The sequence below is a fragment of the Brevundimonas sp. FV1ye4L genome (assembly GCF_058681255.1).
Window position 1 is genome coordinate 2,430,305 of the sequence record NZ_CM178734.1, and the last position, 14,335, is coordinate 2,444,639.

Here is a 14,335-nt window from a genome sequence, read left to right on the forward strand (position 1 = left end):
GCGCACCGACCTCTTCGCACCCGCGTCAGCCGACGCGGGGCGTCTTCAGGCGGCGCTTGTTCGAATGGGTGGGCGGCGCCGCCCCCAGATCCTCGGGCACCTCGCCCTTGAAGTAGTAGCGCTGCCAGGCCTCCTTGGCCGCGTCCGGATCGCCGCCGGCCAACCGCTGGTTGAAATCGGTGCGGGCGCGGTTCCAGGCCTCGAACTGGCCCTTCATCACCGGGTTGGACTCCAGGGTGCGGATCACCGGCTGGAACTGTTCGACCTTCTTGTGCTCGATCAGATTGATGAAGCAGAAGGGCTCGCCCTTCTCGAACGTGATCCGGCCCGGCCGGGTGAAGATCCAGTTCATCGTGAAGGGGAAGGGCAACCAGTCGGTCTCGATCAGGCCGACCAGGGGCTGGATCCCGTCCTTCAGGTGATTGGGCGACCCCGAACACATCATCCCCCAGCCCGGCGGCGTGCGGAACAGATACTGCGGGTGCATGGTCAGGACCCCGCGCGAAAAGTGCGAGGTGACGAAATGGGCCAGGTCGTGCTGGGGCCGGTCGGGCGTGATGATGATGTCTTCCTGGCGCGGCCCGCCGTTCCACTCGGCCGAGAAGCCGAACGGGCACAGGATTTCCCACCCGGTGGTGTTGGCCATGTTCAGCGGCAGGCAGCGATAGGGGTGGCGGCTGATGAAGGCGTCCATCCAGTTGCGCGACTGGCGGCCGGGCACCAGATCCGGCGGCCGGGCCGTCATCGGATAGCATTCCAGTTCCAGCGGGCGCGTCTGCACGGTATCGACCATGGAACCGTTCCTAACGCCGCAAACGCCACTGCTCAACCATGACGCCACACCCAGCTTTCGACCGCGACGCCCTGACCGCCTGGCTGACCGAAAACGGCGTGGCCCACACCACCCACGACCACCCGGCCGTCTTCCGCGTCGAGGAAGGGCTGGACCTCAAGGCCGACCTGCCCGGCGCCCACACCAAGAACCTGTTCCTGAAGGACCACAAAGGCCGCCTCTGGCTGATCTCGGCCCGCCAGGACACGGTCATCGACCTGAAACGCGCCGCCGCCGTCATCGGCGCGGGCCGCCTGTCGTTCGGCGCCGAGACCCTGATGTTCGAAACCCTGGGCGTCCGCCCCGGCTCGGTCACGGCGCTAGGCCTGATCAACGACACGGACCGCCGCGTGACCTTCGTCCTGGACCGCCGCCTGTGGGACGCCGACATCGTCAACTTCCACCCGTTGACCAATACGGCCACCACAGCCCTGGACCAGACGGCGTTCCGGCGGGTGCTGGCGCTGCTGGGGCGGGAGCCGGTGGTGGTGGATTTCGGGGCGCTGGATTGAGCGGTCGGGCTCAGGCCGACATCCCCCGCCCGGCGGTCTCGGCTTCGGCCGCGTCGGCGTCCGGGTCGCGACCCTGGCTTCGGTCGAACCATCGCATGACGGGCGTGACCGTGATCCCGTGCAGCAGGATCGACATCAGGCAGATCAGGCCCACGATGGCCCACAGACGGTCGCCGCTCCCGAACGGCGCCGCGTTCAGCCCATAGGCCAGGTAGTAGAACGACCCGACACCGCGGATGCCGAAGAAGGCCAGGATCAGCTTTTCCCGCAGAGGCCGCCTGTAGCCGATGAAACCGATCATCCCGGCCATAGGCCGCACCACCAGCACGATGACCACCGCCACCGCCACGTCCAGCGGCCTCAGCGGCGACAGCAGGCCCGACACCAGGGCCCCGCCGAACAGGACCAGCACCACCATCATCGCCATCCGCTCGATCTGCTCAATGAAGTCGTGCATCTCGACGTGGAAATCATGGTCCCGGTCCGCGTGCCGGAAGGCCAGGGCTGTGATGAAGACGGCCAGAAACCCGTAGCAGTGCAGCATCTCGGTCACCGAATAGGAGATGAAGGTCGCCGCCAGCACGATGAACCCGTCCCGCGTCGCCGCCAGCCGCGAACTGACCGGAATGGTGAAGGTCAGCCAGCCGAATAGCCAGCCGACGGCCCAGCCGACGGCTAGCCCGGCGCCGATCTCCCACACGACATTGACGGTCAGCCAGTCCATGAACCAGTCGGTCTTCTGGCCGGACGCCGCCAGGGCCAGGGCGATGGCCAGGTTGACGAATGGAAAGGCCAGGCCGTCGTTCAGCCCCGCCTCGGACGTCAGGCCGAACCGCACCTCGTCCTCGCCCCCCTCGCGCGGCGCTCCCACCTGGACGTCCGACGCCAGCACCGGATCGGTCGGCGCCAGGGTCCCGGCCAGCAGGACCGCCCCGGCCAGTCCCAGCCCCAGCACCGTCCAGCCCAGGATCACGATCGCCGCGATCGATAGCATCATGGTCACGCCCAGCAGCCGCCAGGTCACGCCCCATCGCTTCAGATTGAAGATCCGGTCGATCTTCAGCCCCGCCCCCATAAGGGCGACGATGACGACGAACTCGGTTAGACGCTCGGTGATGTCGGGAAAGGTCTGGGGCAGGGGGTCGAACCCCACCTGCGGAAGGCTGAACAGCCCCGCCCCCAGGGTTACGCAGACGATCGGCAGCGACAAGGGCGCGCGGCGAAACACCAGCGGCAGCCAGGCCACCAGGGCGACCAGCGCCCCCACCACGAACAGGATCAGAATATAGGGATCGGGCATGGGGCTCCGGCAAGCTCGACGATAGGGCGCTGCCTTAATGCGGCAGGGCCGGTCTGGTTACCGAAGGCGGCGTTCATGCGATGCTGCCCGCAGGGTCTTTGAAACTGAATTCCCGCCGCCCCGCGAAGAATAGAGGAAAATGGACTCCATTTTTCGAGTGGATGCCGTTTATTTCGGCCCTCACAGCCGCTCCGTCGCGGCGCGGCCAATTCGCCGCTTGATGCCGAGGCATCCCGACGCCATCTGGTCCGTTACGACCTTCGAGCCTGCACGGACCCGTCATGACCCTGATCGACCCGACCCTTTCCGCAAACCGCTCCGGCGACGACCTGATCAAGGAAGGCACGGACGCCTCCTTCATGACCGATGTCATCGAGGCGTCGAAGCATCAGCCGGTCATCGTCGACTTCTGGGCCACCTGGTGCGGCCCGTGCCGGACCCTGGGCCCGGCGCTGGAGAAGGCCGTGCGCGCCGCCAAGGGGGCGGTGAAGATGGTCAAGATCGATGTGGACGCCAATCCGGCCTATGCGGGTCAGTTGCGGGTGCAGTCGATCCCCACCGTCTACGCCTTCGTCAACGGCCAGCCGGTGGACGGCTTCCAGGGCGCGATCCCCGACAGCCAGATCAAGGCCTTCATCGACAAGCTGACCGGCGGCGCCGGCGGCTCGACCGAGACGACGCAGCTGCTGGAGCTGGGCGAGGAGTCGCTGGGCCTCAACGACTTCGGCGGCGCGGCCCAGGCCTTCGCCCATGTTCTGTCGATCGAGCCCGAGAACGAGAAGGCGATCGCCGGCATGGCGCGGGTCTATCTGGCCAACGGCGATCCTGAGCAGGCGCTGCAGACCATCGCCATGGCCCCCCAGGACTCCAAGGAGCCGACGGTCCAGAGCGTGCGCGCCCAGCTGGCCCTGGCCGCCAAGGCCCCTTCGGGCGCTTCGGCCGAGCTGGAGGCCAAGGTCGCCGCCGATCCGACCGACCACCAGGCGCGTTTCGATCTGGCCGAAGCCCAGAGCGCAGCCGGCGACTTCAAGGGCGCCGTCGACAATCTGCTGACCATCATCCAGGCCGACCGCGAATGGAACGACCAGGCGGCGCGCAAACAGCTGCTGGTCATCTTCGACGCCGCCGGGGTCAGTTCCGACGTGTCCAAGGACGGTCGGCGCCGCCTGTCGTCCATCCTGTTTTCCTGAGCCTATCGGAGTCTTCATGCCCCAGGGCTATGTCAGGGCGCTCGACCTGCCGCAGGTGATCCCGGTCTTCCCGCTGGGCGGGACCATCCTGCTGCCGCGCGGGCAACTACCGCTGAACATCTTCGAGCCGCGCTATCTGAACATGGTGGACGACGCCATGGCCGGGGACCGGATCATCGGCCTGATTCAGCCCAAGGGCGGCGACCCGGCCCAGCCGGGCCTGTCGCCGGTCGGCTGCGCCGGGCGGATCACCAGTTTCGCCGAAACCTCGGACGGTCGGTATCTGATCACCCTGACCGGGGTGTCGCGGTTCCGCATCGCCGCCGAACTGCCGTCCAAGGCGCCCTATCGCCAGGTGCGCGCGGCCTTCGACGCCTATGAGGACGATCTGTCGCCCCCGCCGGAAGAACCGGACTTCGACCGCCACGCCTTCCTCGACGCCCTGCGCGCCTATATGGCCCACCGCCTGCTGGACATCGACTGGGAGACGGCCGAGACCGCGCCGATGGAGGCCCTGGTCAACAGCCTGTCGATGGCCCTGCCGTTCGAACCGGCCGAGAAGCAGGCCCTGCTGGAGGCCATGGGCCTGATGCCCCGCGCCGAGGCCCTGACCGCCCTGCTCCGCATCGACGCCGCCGACGCCGGTGACGACGCCGCGCCGTCCATGCAATAAGCGGCCACGCTTTCAGGAACCCGCCCAATGAGTGACGCCTTCAACACCCCCGTCTCCGTCGATCCCCGCCTGCTTGAGGTGCTGGTCTGCCCGGTCACGCGCGGCAAGCTGACCTATGACCGCGACGCGGGCGAACTGATCTCGGCCGGCGCCAAACTGGCCTATCCGATCCGCGAAGGCGTGCCGATCATGCTGGCCGAGGAAGCCCGTCCGCTGGACTGAGCCTGAGCCGGCGACCCTTCACTGGCCCTGAGCGCGGCGCGCCAAACGGGCCTCAAGTAGCGCGAAGCGCGATAGGCCCAAGCATGACACTCAAAATCGCCATCCAGATGGACCCGATCGAGGCCGTCGACATCGCCGGGGACACCAGCTTCCTGATGGCCGAGACGGCCCAGGCGCGCGGGCACCGGCTGTGGGTCTATGACTTTCGCACCCTGGCCCTGGAGGAGGGCTGCCTCTATTGCCGCGCCCGGCCGATCACCGTGCGGCGTGAGGTCGGGAACCACGTTGATTTCGGCGACTGGGTTCGGCTGGATCTGGCCGAGGACGTGGACGTCATCCTGATGCGCCAGGACCCGCCGTTCGACATGGCCTATGTCACCGCCACCTATCTGCTGGAGACGGTCCATCCCCGGACCCTGGTCGTCAACGACCCGGCCCAGGTGCGTTCGGCGCCCGAGAAGCTGCTGGTCACCGCCTTCCCCGGCCTTCAGCCGCCGACCCTGATCTCGGCCGACCCCGTCGCCCTGACCGCCTTCCACAAGACGCACGGCGAGGTGGTGCTGAAGCCCCTGCACGGCAACGGCGGCTCGGGCGTGGTCAAGCTGCGCGCCGACGACCCCAACCTGGACGCCCTGATCGAGATCCACGCCGCCGGCAGCCGCGACCCTCTGGTGATCCAGAAATTCATCCCCGCCGTGTCCAAGGGCGACAAGCGGATCCTCCTGATCGACGGCGAGCCGGTGGGGGCCATCAACCGTGTCCCGGCGGCCGGCGCCGTCCGCTCCAACCTGCACGTCGGCGGCACCGCCATGCCGGTCGAACTGACCCCGCGCGACCTGGAGATCTGCGCCGCCATCGGCCCGACCCTGAAGGAGCGCGGCCTGATCTTCGTCGGCATCGACGTGATCGGCGATTATCTGACCGAGATCAACGTCACCTCCCCCACCGGCGCCCAGCAGCTGAAGACCTTCACCGGCATCGACGCCACCGCCCTGATGTGGGACGTGATCGAGAAGAAGTGCCCTCACAGGTTGCGTAAACACCCCTTGCGCTAGAGCTCGGTTCATGCTTCGTTCTCTCCAGCGGAGGGAACGCCATGGTCGCGCGGGTTGTCACGGTCGCCTTTGACGGGGTTGAGGCCCGGCGCGTGGATGTCGAGGTCCAGCTGGTCGGCCAGGACCAGCAGACGGTGTTCAACATCGTCGGCCTGCCGGACAAGGCCGTGGCCGAAAGCCGCGAACGGGTGCGCGGGGCCTTCGCGGGCATAGGCCTGGCCCTGCCGGCGCGGCGGATCATCGCCAATCTGGCCCCCGCCGACCTGCCCAAGGAGGGCAGTCATTTCGACCTGCCCATCGCCCTGGCCCTGATGGCGGCCATGGGGGTGATCGCCCCCGACGCCCTGGACGGCTGGGCCGCCATCGGCGAACTGGGGCTGGACGGGCAGATCGCGCGGGTGGGCGGCGCCCTGCCGGCCGCCGTGGCCGCTGACGCCATGGGCTTGGGCCTGATCTGTCCCGAAGCCACAGGGCCAGAGGCGGCCTGGGCCGGCGGGGCGCGCATCCTGGCGCCGCGGTCCCTGATCGCCCTAGTCAACCATTTCAAGGGGACCCAGGTCCTGCGCGCGCCCGAGCCCGGCCCGCTGGCCAGCGGCAAGGCCGTGCCCGACCTGCGCGAGGTCAAGGGCCAGGAAGGCGCCAAGAGGGCGCTGGAGATCGCGGCGGCCGGCGGCCACAACCTGCTGTTCATCGGCCCGCCGGGGTCTGGCAAGTCGATGATGGCCCAACGCCTGCCCGGCCTCCTGCCGCCGCTGACCTCGCAGGAACTGCTGGAGACCTCGATGGTCTGGTCGGTTGCCGGCCTGATCGAACGGGGGGCTCTGACCCGGGACCGCCCTTTCCGCAGCCCGCACCATTCCGCCTCAATGGCGGCCCTGACCGGCGGGGGGCTGCGGGCCAAACCGGGCGAGGCGTCCCTGGCCCACAACGGCGTCCTCTTCCTCGATGAACTGCCCGAGTACAGCGCCCAGGCCTTGGACTCACTACGGGCGCCTCTGGAGACAGGCGAGATCGCGGTGGCCCGCGCCAACGCCCATATCCGCTATCCAGCCCGGTTCCAGCTGGTGGCGGCGATGAACCCCTGTCGCTGCGGCATGGGCGGGGCAGGGCGGGGCGCCTGTGGCAAGGCTCCCCGCTGCCAGCGCGACTATCAGAACCGCATCTCCGGCCCGATGTTCGACCGGATCGATCTGACGGTCGAGACCCCGCCGGTCACCGCCGCCGACATGACCCTGCCGCCCCCGCCCGAAGGCACGGCCGAGGCCAGGGCTCGCGTCGCCGCCGCCCGCGCCCAGCAAGAGGAACGGGCGCGCACGGCGGGGCTGGACCCGGCCCAAGGCCTGAACGCCCGCGCGTCCGGCGACACCCTGGACCGGTTCGCCACTCCTGATGAGGCGGGGCGGATGCTGCTGATGCGGGCGGGCGAGGCCGGGGGTCTGACCGCGCGGGGCTGGACCCGGACCTTGCGGCTGGCCCGCACCATCGCCGATCTGGACGGCTGCACCGGGGTTCTGCGCCGCCATATCGCCGAAGCCTTGATCTATCGGCGCAACACCGTGGGGGCCGAGGCCGACTTCAGCCGACGTCAGGCCCATCGCGGCGAAGCCTCCGAGATCCGCGAGGCGGCGCCGGACCAGGCACCCTTCCTCTATTCGTGAGACCGTCATCCGGACCGCCCGGTCCGTCAGGAGAGAAGAACAATCCTTAACCCGGCCCTCCTATGCTCCCAGGCTTGCGGAGACCCTGATGGCGCGACGGACGGCGACGAAACGGATCGACACCCAGCCGACGCCCCCCGTCGAGGCGGCGCAGCAGTTCCTGCGCCTGATGAGCCACGAGATGCGCACGCCCCTGAACGGGGTTCTGGGCATGATCAATCTGTTGCAACGCACCCGCCTGGACGGCGCCCAAAGGGCCTATGCCGAGAATGCGCGCCAGTCGGCCGAGCATCTGCTGGGCCTGGTCAATGACCTGCTGGACTACGCCCGGCTTGAGGCCGGATCGCTGGAATTCGACTTGGCACCGGTCGATTTGGAAGGCCTGGTGCGCGGCGTCGCCGAACTGCTAAGCCCGCGCGCTCACGACAAGGGGCTGGAGATCGTCTGGTCGGTCGCCGCCGATGCGCCGAACATCCTGGCCGACGAGGGCCGGCTGCGGCAGGTGCTGTTCAACCTCGCCGGCAATGCGGTCAAGTTCACCGAGACCGGCGGCGTTTGGCTGTCCGTCGAGCGGGCGCCTGAAGTCGGCTCCGCCGCCAAGGACAAACGCGTCCGCCTGGCCTTCGTCGTCGACGACACCGGACCCGGCGTGCCGCTCGAGGCGCGCACCCGTATTTTCGAGGAGTTCGGCCACGCCGATTCGTCAGACGCGGTGCGCCATGACGGCGCCGGCCTCGGCTTGGCCGTCGTGCGCAAACTGGCCATGGCCATGGGCGGAACGGTGGGTGTGGAGGACCGCCCCGGCGGTGGGGCCCGCTTCCGTTTCGAGGCTGATTTCGAGGCTGTCGCTGCGCCCCGCAAGAAGCGGCTGCGGGGCCAGAAGGTCGCCCTCCGCTCGCCCGACCCCTTTGTTCGCGCCGCCGCCGCCGCCCAGATCGAGGCGTCCGGCGGCAAGATCACAGACAATGCACCCGTGTGGTTGATCGACCATGCCGAGGCGGCGCCCGGCGAGTTGGTCGCCGCGCCGGACCGGGGGCGCGGCGTCGTTCTGCTGAAGCCGTCGGAACGCGACCTGATCCCCGGTTATCGGACCGCAGGCTTCCACGGCTATCTGATCAAGCCCCTGCGTCGGGCCTCCCTGGCCGAACGGGTGCTGGCGGCCGCCGGCGCTGGCGATTCCGTCGCGCCACCCGGCCTGCTTCCGCCCGAGGACGACCGGGTCGCGACCGCCCGCTTCGCCGGGGTCCGCGTCCTGCTGGCCGAGGACAATCCGGTCGGGGCGCTGCTGGCCCGCTCCCTGCTGCGACGCGAAGGCTGTACGGTCGAGACCGCCGCCACAGGGGCCGAGGCCGTCGCCGCCCTGGCCCGCGCCCGTTACGATCTGGTCTTCATGGACATGCGGATGCCCGGCATGGACGGCCCCGCCGCCGCCCGCGCCATCCGCGCCACGGGCGACGCCACCCCCATTCTGGCCCTGACCGCCAACGCCTTCGCCGAAGACCGCCGCCTGTGCCTGGAGGCCGGAATGGACGACCATCTGGTCAAGCCCCTGGACGCCGAAGCCCTGCGCGCCGCCCTGACCCGCTGGACGAAGCGCGACATCCGCGCCAAGGTCGCCCCCGTTTAGGCGACCGCGATTCCGGCCGCCGCCGGAGCCGTGCATGACCGACCAAGCCTCGACCGCAAAAGCGAAATCCGCCGGCGGCTTCGCCGTCTATGGCGAGCGGCGCGTCTTCATCATGCTGCTTCTGGGCTTTTCGGCGGGCCTGCCCAATCTGCTGATCTTCGACACCCTGACCGCCTGGTTGCGCGAGAGCGGCCTGACGCTGGAGGTGATCGGCTTCTTCGCATTGGCGACGCTGTCCTATTCGCTGAAGTTCGTCTGGGCGCCCCTGATCGATCGGACCGCTGTACCGTTGCTGACGCCGCTGCTGGGTCACCGCCGAGCCTGGATGTTGGTGACGCAAGCGGTGATCGTCTTCGGCCTGTGGTCGATCTCGACGCTGAATCCGGCCAACGCCCTGATCGCCGTCGCCGGGTTCGCCGCACTGGTCGGCTTCTTCGGCGCTACTCAGGACATCGTCATCGACGCCTGGCGGATCGAGGCGGCCGACGACAGCCGCCACGGCGCCATGGCCGCCGCCTATCAGATGGGTTACCGCGTCGCCATGATCGTGGCCGGCGCCGTGCCCCTAGTGCTGGCTGATCTCTACAACTGGAATCTCTCCTATGCGGTGATGGCGTGCCTCATGGGTTTCGGCATCGCCGGCGTCCTGTTCGCCCCGCGCGAGAAGGCGCATTCGATCCGGCCCATCCCCGTCGGCGACGTGCCGTCGCGGCCGAAGCTGGAGGTGGTGGAATGGATCGTGCGGCTGGCGGTGATCGGCGTCGCCGCCATGTTCCTGGGGACCGGCCTGACGGGCCAGTCGGCGCCCCTGAACGCCCTGTTCGGCCTGTTGGGCCTCGGCGCCGATGGCAAGGCTGCTGTGGCTTCGGCCCTGTCGGCCAAGCCAGAGGGGGTCTATCTGCAGTTCGTCTCGGTCTTCCTGGGCCTGGTGGTCATGGTGCTGGCCTGCTGGCCCCTGCCGGGCCTCAAGACACGTCCCGGCGCCTATCTGGCGGGCTCGTTCGGCCAGCCGATGGCCGACTTCTACCGGCGCTTCTCAGGCGTCGCGACGCTGATCCTGGCCCTCATCTGCGTCTATCGGCTGGCTGACTTCGTGCTGAACATCATGCCGCCCTTCTATATCGACCTCGGTTTCACCAAGACCGAGCTGGCCGAGGTGCGCAAGGTGTTCGGGGTGATCATGACGACGCTCGGCGTCTTCATCAGCGGCTGGTCGGTGGCCAGGCTGGGCTTGATCCGCACCATGGTCATCGGCGCCTTCATGAGCCCGGTCTCCAACCTGATCTTCGCCTGGCTGGCGACCCAGGGCCACAGTCTGTCGGCCCTGACCGTGGCGATCGGCGTCGACAACATCTCCGGCGGCTACGCCGGGACGGCCCTGATCGCCTATATGTCCAGCCTGACGTCGATCGGCTTCACCGCGACCCAATACGCTCTGTTCACCTCGCTGTACGCTCTGCCCGGCAAGCTGATCGCCTCGCAATCGGGCCGGATTGTCGAGGCCTCGGCCCGGGCGGCTGAGGGCAATGGGCCTTTCGCGGGTCTACGCGGTCTGTTCGCCAACATGCAGGAGGGAGTCCTGACCACGGGGGCGGCGACAAGCGGCGTCACCCCTGCCGCCCTGGGCGCCGGCTATGTCGCCTTCTTCCTCTATTCAGCGATCATCGGCGTGTTCGGCATCGTTCTGGCCTTCATCGTCGCCAGCAAACAGACCGCGCTTCAGGCCCGCCAATCGGCTCAAGAGGAGGATCCCGCCATCGCGGCGACCGAGGGCCAGCCATCCTGAAACGCGAAAGGATCGCCGCCTGATCCTAGTGTTTCGCCCTTTCGGCGCCCGAACTGACGGCCGAACCGGCGGCCGAGACGTCGCGACCCACGCCGGCGATGGTGTTGCAGGCGGATACCGCCAAGGCGGCGGCGACGAGAGAGAGGGTGATGATCTTGCGCATGGCGAAAACCCCAGGTGTTATGGTCAAGCTGTCCCCCAAACACTGCACATCGGCATAGGTTGCATCAAGCGGCGCCATATCCGGTTTCGACGAATCTCCGTTAGATCGGGACACGCCGCTGCGCTGACGCTTGCGTCGGGCGGACGACCCCCCGAAGGTGAACGCCTGTTCTTCGAGGGGTTGCTCATGCGTCGTCTTCTGATCTCGTCCACCGCCGTCCTGGCTATTCTTTCCGGCGGCGTTCAAGCCTTGGCCCAAACGCCGACTGCAGCCCCGGCAGGCGCGCCGTCGACCCAAGCTCAGAGCGCGGATGCACGGCTGAACGCCTTCTTCGAAGAGGCTTTCCAGGCCCGCATCGCCCTCAGCCCGCAACAGATGACGTCGCTGGGGCTCAAGACCGACTATGACAAGCTGGACGATGTTTCGGACGCCGCCGCCGACCGCGCCCTGGCCCTGTCCGAAAGCCAGCTGGCCCGGATGAAGGCCGAGTTCGATCCGCAGAAGCTGGGACCTCAGGCGCGGTTGTCGTGGCGAATGTTCGAATACGGCGTGCAACAGGCCCGGCTGTCGAACCAGTGGCGCGACTGGGGCTTTCAGTTCGCCGCCAACGGCAATCCGACCACCAGCCTGCCGGTCTTCCTGATCAACAACCACCGCGTCACCAGCGTGTCGGACGCCGAGGCCTATGTCGCCCGGCTGCGCGCCGCCCAGGTCCAGATGAGCCAGGTCGCCGACGAACTGCGTCAGCGCGCGGCGGCCGGCGTGGTGTCGCCCCGCTTCGTGTTCGAGCCCTCCATCGCCAATACCCGCAACGTCATCTCCGGCGCGCCGTTCGACGATGGGCCGGACAATCCGGTCTGGGCCGACTTCAACAAGAAGGTCGCGGCGCTGGACACGGATCAGTCGACCAAGGACCGGCTGCTGTCCGAAGGCCGCGCCGCCCTGACCGGCCCCTACAAGGCCGGGTTCGACACCGTGCTGGCGGCCCTGGCCGAGGTGCAGCCCAAGGCCGACAGCGACGCCGGCGTGTGGCGCCTGCCGCAGGGCGAGGCCTATTACAACGCCCGGCTCCAGCTCTCGACCACCACCGACCTGACCGCCGACCAGATCCACCAGATCGGCCTGGACGAGGTCGCCCGCATCCAGGCCGAGATGGAAGTGATCAAGGCCCAGGTCGGCTTCACCGGCACGCTGCAGGAATTCTTCGCCTTCCTGAAGACCGATCCGCGCTTCCAATATCCGAATACGCCGCAGGGCAAGGAACAGTATCTGACCGACGCGCGCGGCTTCATCGCCCAAGTGATGGCGGCGGCCCCGCAGTGGTTCTCGACCCTGCCCAAGGCGGCGCTGGAGGTGCGGGCGGTCGAGCCGTTCCGCGAGGCGACGGCTTCGATCGCCTTCTATAATTCGCCGGCGCCGGACGGGTCGCGGCCGGGCATCTATTACGTCAACCTGTCGGACATGACCCAGGTGCTGAAGCCCCAGATCGAGGGCATCAGCTATCACGAGGGCGCGCCCGGCCACCATTTCCAGATCGCCTATGCGCAAGAGATCGAGGGCCTGCCCCGCTTCCGACGCTTCGGCGGTTACGGCGCCTATGCCGAGGGCTGGGGGCTCTATGCCGAGCAGCTGGGCAAGGAGATGGGCTTCTATCAGGACCCCTATTCCGACTTCGGCCGTCTCTCGACCGAGCTTTGGCGCGCGGTGCGTCTGGTGACGGACACGGGCCTGCACGCCAAGCGCTGGAGCCGCGAACAGGCGATGGACTATTTCCGTCAGAACTCCCTGCTGTCCGAGCGCGACATCGAAAAGGAAGTCGAGCGCTACATCACCAATCCCGGCCAAGCGACCAGCTACAAGATCGGCGAGCTGAAGATCGAGGAACTGCGCGACCGCGCCAAGGCGGCCCTGGGCGACCGGTTCGACCTCAAGGATTTCCACGCCGTGGTCCTGGGCTCCGGCTCGGTGCCGCTGGACGTGCTGGAAGACCAGGTCGATGGCTGGATCGCGGCAGGCGGCGGGGCGCCGACGACCTGACCCGGCTCGCCTTTCCGGTCACGGGGCGGTAAAGGGCGCGCGCCATGTCCTTCACCGCCACCGTCCTGACCATGTTCCCCGAGGCCTTTCCGGGCCCGCTCGGCGTGTCTCTGATCGGCACGGCCTGGCGCGAGAAAGGCTTGTGGGGCCTGGATACGGTTGACATTCGCGCCTTTTCCACAGATACGCGCGGCTTCCTGGACGACACCCCTGCGGGTGGCGGCCCGGGAGCCGTGCTTAAGGCGGACGTGGTGGCTCGGGCGGTGGATAGCCTGCCGGGGCCGACCAACCCTTCTAAGGGGCGCCCGCTTTTGTACATGAGCGCCCGGGGTCGGCCCCTGACCCAGGCGCGCGTCAAGGAATGGGCGAAAGCCGACGGAATCGTCGTGCTGTGCGGCCGTTTCGAGGGGGTGGATCAGCGGGTGCTGGACGCCCGCGGGTTCGAGGAGGTCTCGGTCGGAGACGCGGTTCTCGCCGGCGGCGAGGCGGCGGCGATGGTCGTGATCGAGGCGTGCGTAAGACTGATCCCCGGAGTGCTCGGCGCGGCAGACAGCCTGTCGTCCGAGAGTTTCGAGGACGGGCTTCTGGAACACCCGCAGTACACGCGACCGCGGACGTTCGAGGGGCTTGAGATACCCGAGGTGCTGCTGTCGGGCGACCACAAGAAGGTCGCACAATGGCGCGAGGCGCAGCGGGAGAAGACCACGCGGGAGCGACGGCCGGACCTCTGGCAGGCGCATCTCGCCAACTCACAGGCAAAGAGCGCAAAGCTCGAGGAGAAATGACATGAACATCGTTCAACAGCTGGACGCCGAAGAAAAAGCCCGCGTCCTGGGCGAACGCAAGATCCCGGTCTTCCAGCCCGGCGACACCCTGCGCGTCAATGTGAAGATCAAGGAAGGCGAGCGCGAGCGCGTCCAGGCCTTCGAAGGCGTCTGCATCGCCCGTGACGGCGGCGGCATCAGCGAGACCTTCACCGTCCGCAAGATCTCGTTCGGCGAAGGCGTCGAACGCAAATTCCCCATTCTGTCGCCGAACATCGAGTCGATCGAAGTGAAGCGCCGCGGCGTGGTGCGTCGCGCCAAGCTCTATTATCTGCGCGATCGTCGCGGCAAGTCGGCCCGGATCGCCGAACGCCAGACCGTCCGTCCCGCCAAGGGCGCCGTGGTCCCCGAGACGGGCGCCGCCGACAAGGGCGACGAGGCCTGATTTCAGGTTTGAAGATCAGTCAAGGAAAAGGCCCCGGCGTCAGCGCCGGGGCCTTTTTTGTTGCGCCGGAT

General features: G+C 68.0%; 14 protein-coding genes. 11 read left to right on the plus strand and 3 right to left on the minus strand.

The window, feature by feature from the left end:
* Positions 1 to 25: 25 nt before the first annotated feature.
* A complete protein-coding gene (locus ACW17X_RS11745; protein ID WP_492097576.1) occupies positions 26 to 793 on the minus strand; it encodes a DUF6065 family protein in 768 nt (255 codons plus the stop codon).
* Positions 794 to 831: 38 nt separating this feature from the next.
* On the opposite strand from ACW17X_RS11745, the gene ACW17X_RS11750 reads away from it, so the two are divergent.
* Complete coding sequence (locus tag ACW17X_RS11750) at positions 832 to 1,344, plus strand: prolyl-tRNA synthetase associated domain-containing protein (RefSeq protein WP_492097578.1); 513 nt, start codon at positions 832 to 834, stop codon at positions 1,342 to 1,344.
* Positions 1,345 to 1,354: 10 nt separating this feature from the next.
* Here the strand turns inward: ACW17X_RS11750 and ACW17X_RS11755 are convergent, their stop codons facing one another.
* Positions 1,355 to 2,644, minus strand: a complete 1,290-nt coding sequence (locus tag ACW17X_RS11755) for a cation:proton antiporter (protein ID WP_492097580.1) — start codon at positions 2,642 to 2,644, stop codon at positions 1,355 to 1,357.
* 281 nt (positions 2,645 to 2,925) lie between these two features.
* Here ACW17X_RS11755 and trxA point away from each other — a divergent pair, with 281 nt between their 5' ends.
* The 7 genes from trxA to ACW17X_RS11790 all read left to right on the plus strand — a co-directional run bounded on the left by trxA (position 2,926) and on the right by ACW17X_RS11790 (position 10,855).
* The gene (gene trxA, locus ACW17X_RS11760) at positions 2,926 to 3,834 is read left to right on the plus strand and encodes a thioredoxin (RefSeq protein WP_492097582.1); all 909 of its coding nucleotides are present in this window, start codon (positions 2,926 to 2,928) and stop codon (positions 3,832 to 3,834) included.
* A 16-nt stretch (positions 3,835 to 3,850) separates the two neighbouring features.
* Complete coding sequence (locus tag ACW17X_RS11765) at positions 3,851 to 4,507, plus strand: LON peptidase substrate-binding domain-containing protein (RefSeq protein ID WP_492097584.1); 657 nt, start codon at positions 3,851 to 3,853, stop codon at positions 4,505 to 4,507.
* A 27-nt stretch (positions 4,508 to 4,534) separates the two neighbouring features.
* Positions 4,535 to 4,729, plus strand: coding sequence for a Trm112 family protein (locus ACW17X_RS11770; protein WP_183197330.1), 195 nt, complete (start codon positions 4,535 to 4,537; stop codon positions 4,727 to 4,729).
* 83 nt (positions 4,730 to 4,812) lie between these two features.
* On the plus strand, positions 4,813 to 5,784 hold the full coding sequence (gene gshB / locus ACW17X_RS11775) for a glutathione synthase (protein WP_492097586.1): 972 nt from the start codon (positions 4,813 to 4,815) through the stop codon (positions 5,782 to 5,784).
* 41 nt (positions 5,785 to 5,825) lie between these two features.
* Complete coding sequence (locus ACW17X_RS11780; protein ID WP_492097588.1) at positions 5,826 to 7,442, plus strand: YifB family Mg chelatase-like AAA ATPase; 1,617 nt, start codon at positions 5,826 to 5,828, stop codon at positions 7,440 to 7,442.
* A gap of 88 nt (positions 7,443 to 7,530) precedes the next feature.
* On the plus strand, positions 7,531 to 9,069 hold the full coding sequence (locus ACW17X_RS11785) for a response regulator (RefSeq protein ID WP_492097590.1): 1,539 nt from the start codon (positions 7,531 to 7,533) through the stop codon (positions 9,067 to 9,069).
* A 34-nt stretch (positions 9,070 to 9,103) separates the two neighbouring features.
* Positions 9,104 to 10,855 carry an AmpG family muropeptide MFS transporter gene (locus ACW17X_RS11790; RefSeq protein WP_492097591.1) on the plus strand — a complete coding sequence of 584 codons (1,752 nt, stop codon included), beginning with the start codon at positions 9,104 to 9,106 and terminating at the stop codon, positions 10,853 to 10,855.
* 25 nt (positions 10,856 to 10,880) lie between these two features.
* Here ACW17X_RS11790 and ACW17X_RS11795 read toward each other — a convergent pair whose 3' ends face one another.
* A complete protein-coding gene (locus tag ACW17X_RS11795) occupies positions 10,881 to 11,018 on the minus strand; it encodes an entericidin A/B family lipoprotein (RefSeq protein WP_054764494.1) in 138 nt (45 codons plus the stop codon).
* A gap of 186 nt (positions 11,019 to 11,204) precedes the next feature.
* Here ACW17X_RS11795 and ACW17X_RS11800 point away from each other — a divergent pair, with 186 nt between their 5' ends.
* Genes ACW17X_RS11800 through rplS form a run of 3 tightly spaced genes read left to right on the plus strand, consistent with a single transcriptional unit; the run spans position 11,205 to position 14,264 of the window.
* The gene (locus ACW17X_RS11800) at positions 11,205 to 13,055 is read left to right on the plus strand and encodes a DUF885 domain-containing protein (protein WP_492097594.1); all 1,851 of its coding nucleotides are present in this window, start codon (positions 11,205 to 11,207) and stop codon (positions 13,053 to 13,055) included.
* A 44-nt stretch (positions 13,056 to 13,099) separates the two neighbouring features.
* Positions 13,100 to 13,840 carry a tRNA (guanosine(37)-N1)-methyltransferase TrmD gene (gene trmD, locus ACW17X_RS11805; RefSeq protein ID WP_492097596.1) on the plus strand — a complete coding sequence of 247 codons (741 nt, stop codon included), beginning with the start codon at positions 13,100 to 13,102 and terminating at the stop codon, positions 13,838 to 13,840.
* Between the two features lies 1 nt (position 13,841).
* Entirely contained in the window at positions 13,842 to 14,264 is a 423-nt protein-coding gene (gene rplS / locus ACW17X_RS11810; RefSeq protein ID WP_492088419.1) for a 50S ribosomal protein L19, read from the plus strand.
* Positions 14,265 to 14,335 lie beyond the last annotated feature (71 nt).

What these genes read in the sequence shown, in the direction of transcription:
- ACW17X_RS11745 (WP_492097576.1), bottom strand. Translation starts at nt 793, where the DNA reads ATGGTCGATACCGTGCAGACGCGCCCGCTGGAACTGGAATGCTATCCG.
- ACW17X_RS11750 (WP_492097578.1), top strand. Translation starts at nt 832, where the DNA reads ATGACGCCACACCCAGCTTTCGACCGCGACGCCCTGACCGCCTGGCTG.
- ACW17X_RS11755 (WP_492097580.1), bottom strand. Translation starts at nt 2,644, where the DNA reads ATGCCCGATCCCTATATTCTGATCCTGTTCGTGGTGGGGGCGCTGGTC.
- trxA (WP_492097582.1), top strand. Translation starts at nt 2,926, where the DNA reads ATGACCCTGATCGACCCGACCCTTTCCGCAAACCGCTCCGGCGACGAC.
- ACW17X_RS11765 (WP_492097584.1), top strand. Translation starts at nt 3,851, where the DNA reads ATGCCCCAGGGCTATGTCAGGGCGCTCGACCTGCCGCAGGTGATCCCG.
- ACW17X_RS11770 (WP_183197330.1), top strand. Translation starts at nt 4,535, where the DNA reads ATGAGTGACGCCTTCAACACCCCCGTCTCCGTCGATCCCCGCCTGCTT.
- gshB (WP_492097586.1), top strand. Translation starts at nt 4,813, where the DNA reads ATGACACTCAAAATCGCCATCCAGATGGACCCGATCGAGGCCGTCGAC.
- ACW17X_RS11780 (WP_492097588.1), top strand. Translation starts at nt 5,826, where the DNA reads ATGGTCGCGCGGGTTGTCACGGTCGCCTTTGACGGGGTTGAGGCCCGG.
- ACW17X_RS11785 (WP_492097590.1), top strand. Translation starts at nt 7,531, where the DNA reads ATGGCGCGACGGACGGCGACGAAACGGATCGACACCCAGCCGACGCCC.
- ACW17X_RS11790 (WP_492097591.1), top strand. Translation starts at nt 9,104, where the DNA reads ATGACCGACCAAGCCTCGACCGCAAAAGCGAAATCCGCCGGCGGCTTC.
- ACW17X_RS11795 (WP_054764494.1), bottom strand. Translation starts at nt 11,018, where the DNA reads ATGCGCAAGATCATCACCCTCTCTCTCGTCGCCGCCGCCTTGGCGGTA.
- ACW17X_RS11800 (WP_492097594.1), top strand. Translation starts at nt 11,205, where the DNA reads ATGCGTCGTCTTCTGATCTCGTCCACCGCCGTCCTGGCTATTCTTTCC.
- trmD (WP_492097596.1), top strand. Translation starts at nt 13,100, where the DNA reads ATGTCCTTCACCGCCACCGTCCTGACCATGTTCCCCGAGGCCTTTCCG.
- rplS (WP_492088419.1), top strand. Translation starts at nt 13,842, where the DNA reads ATGAACATCGTTCAACAGCTGGACGCCGAAGAAAAAGCCCGCGTCCTG.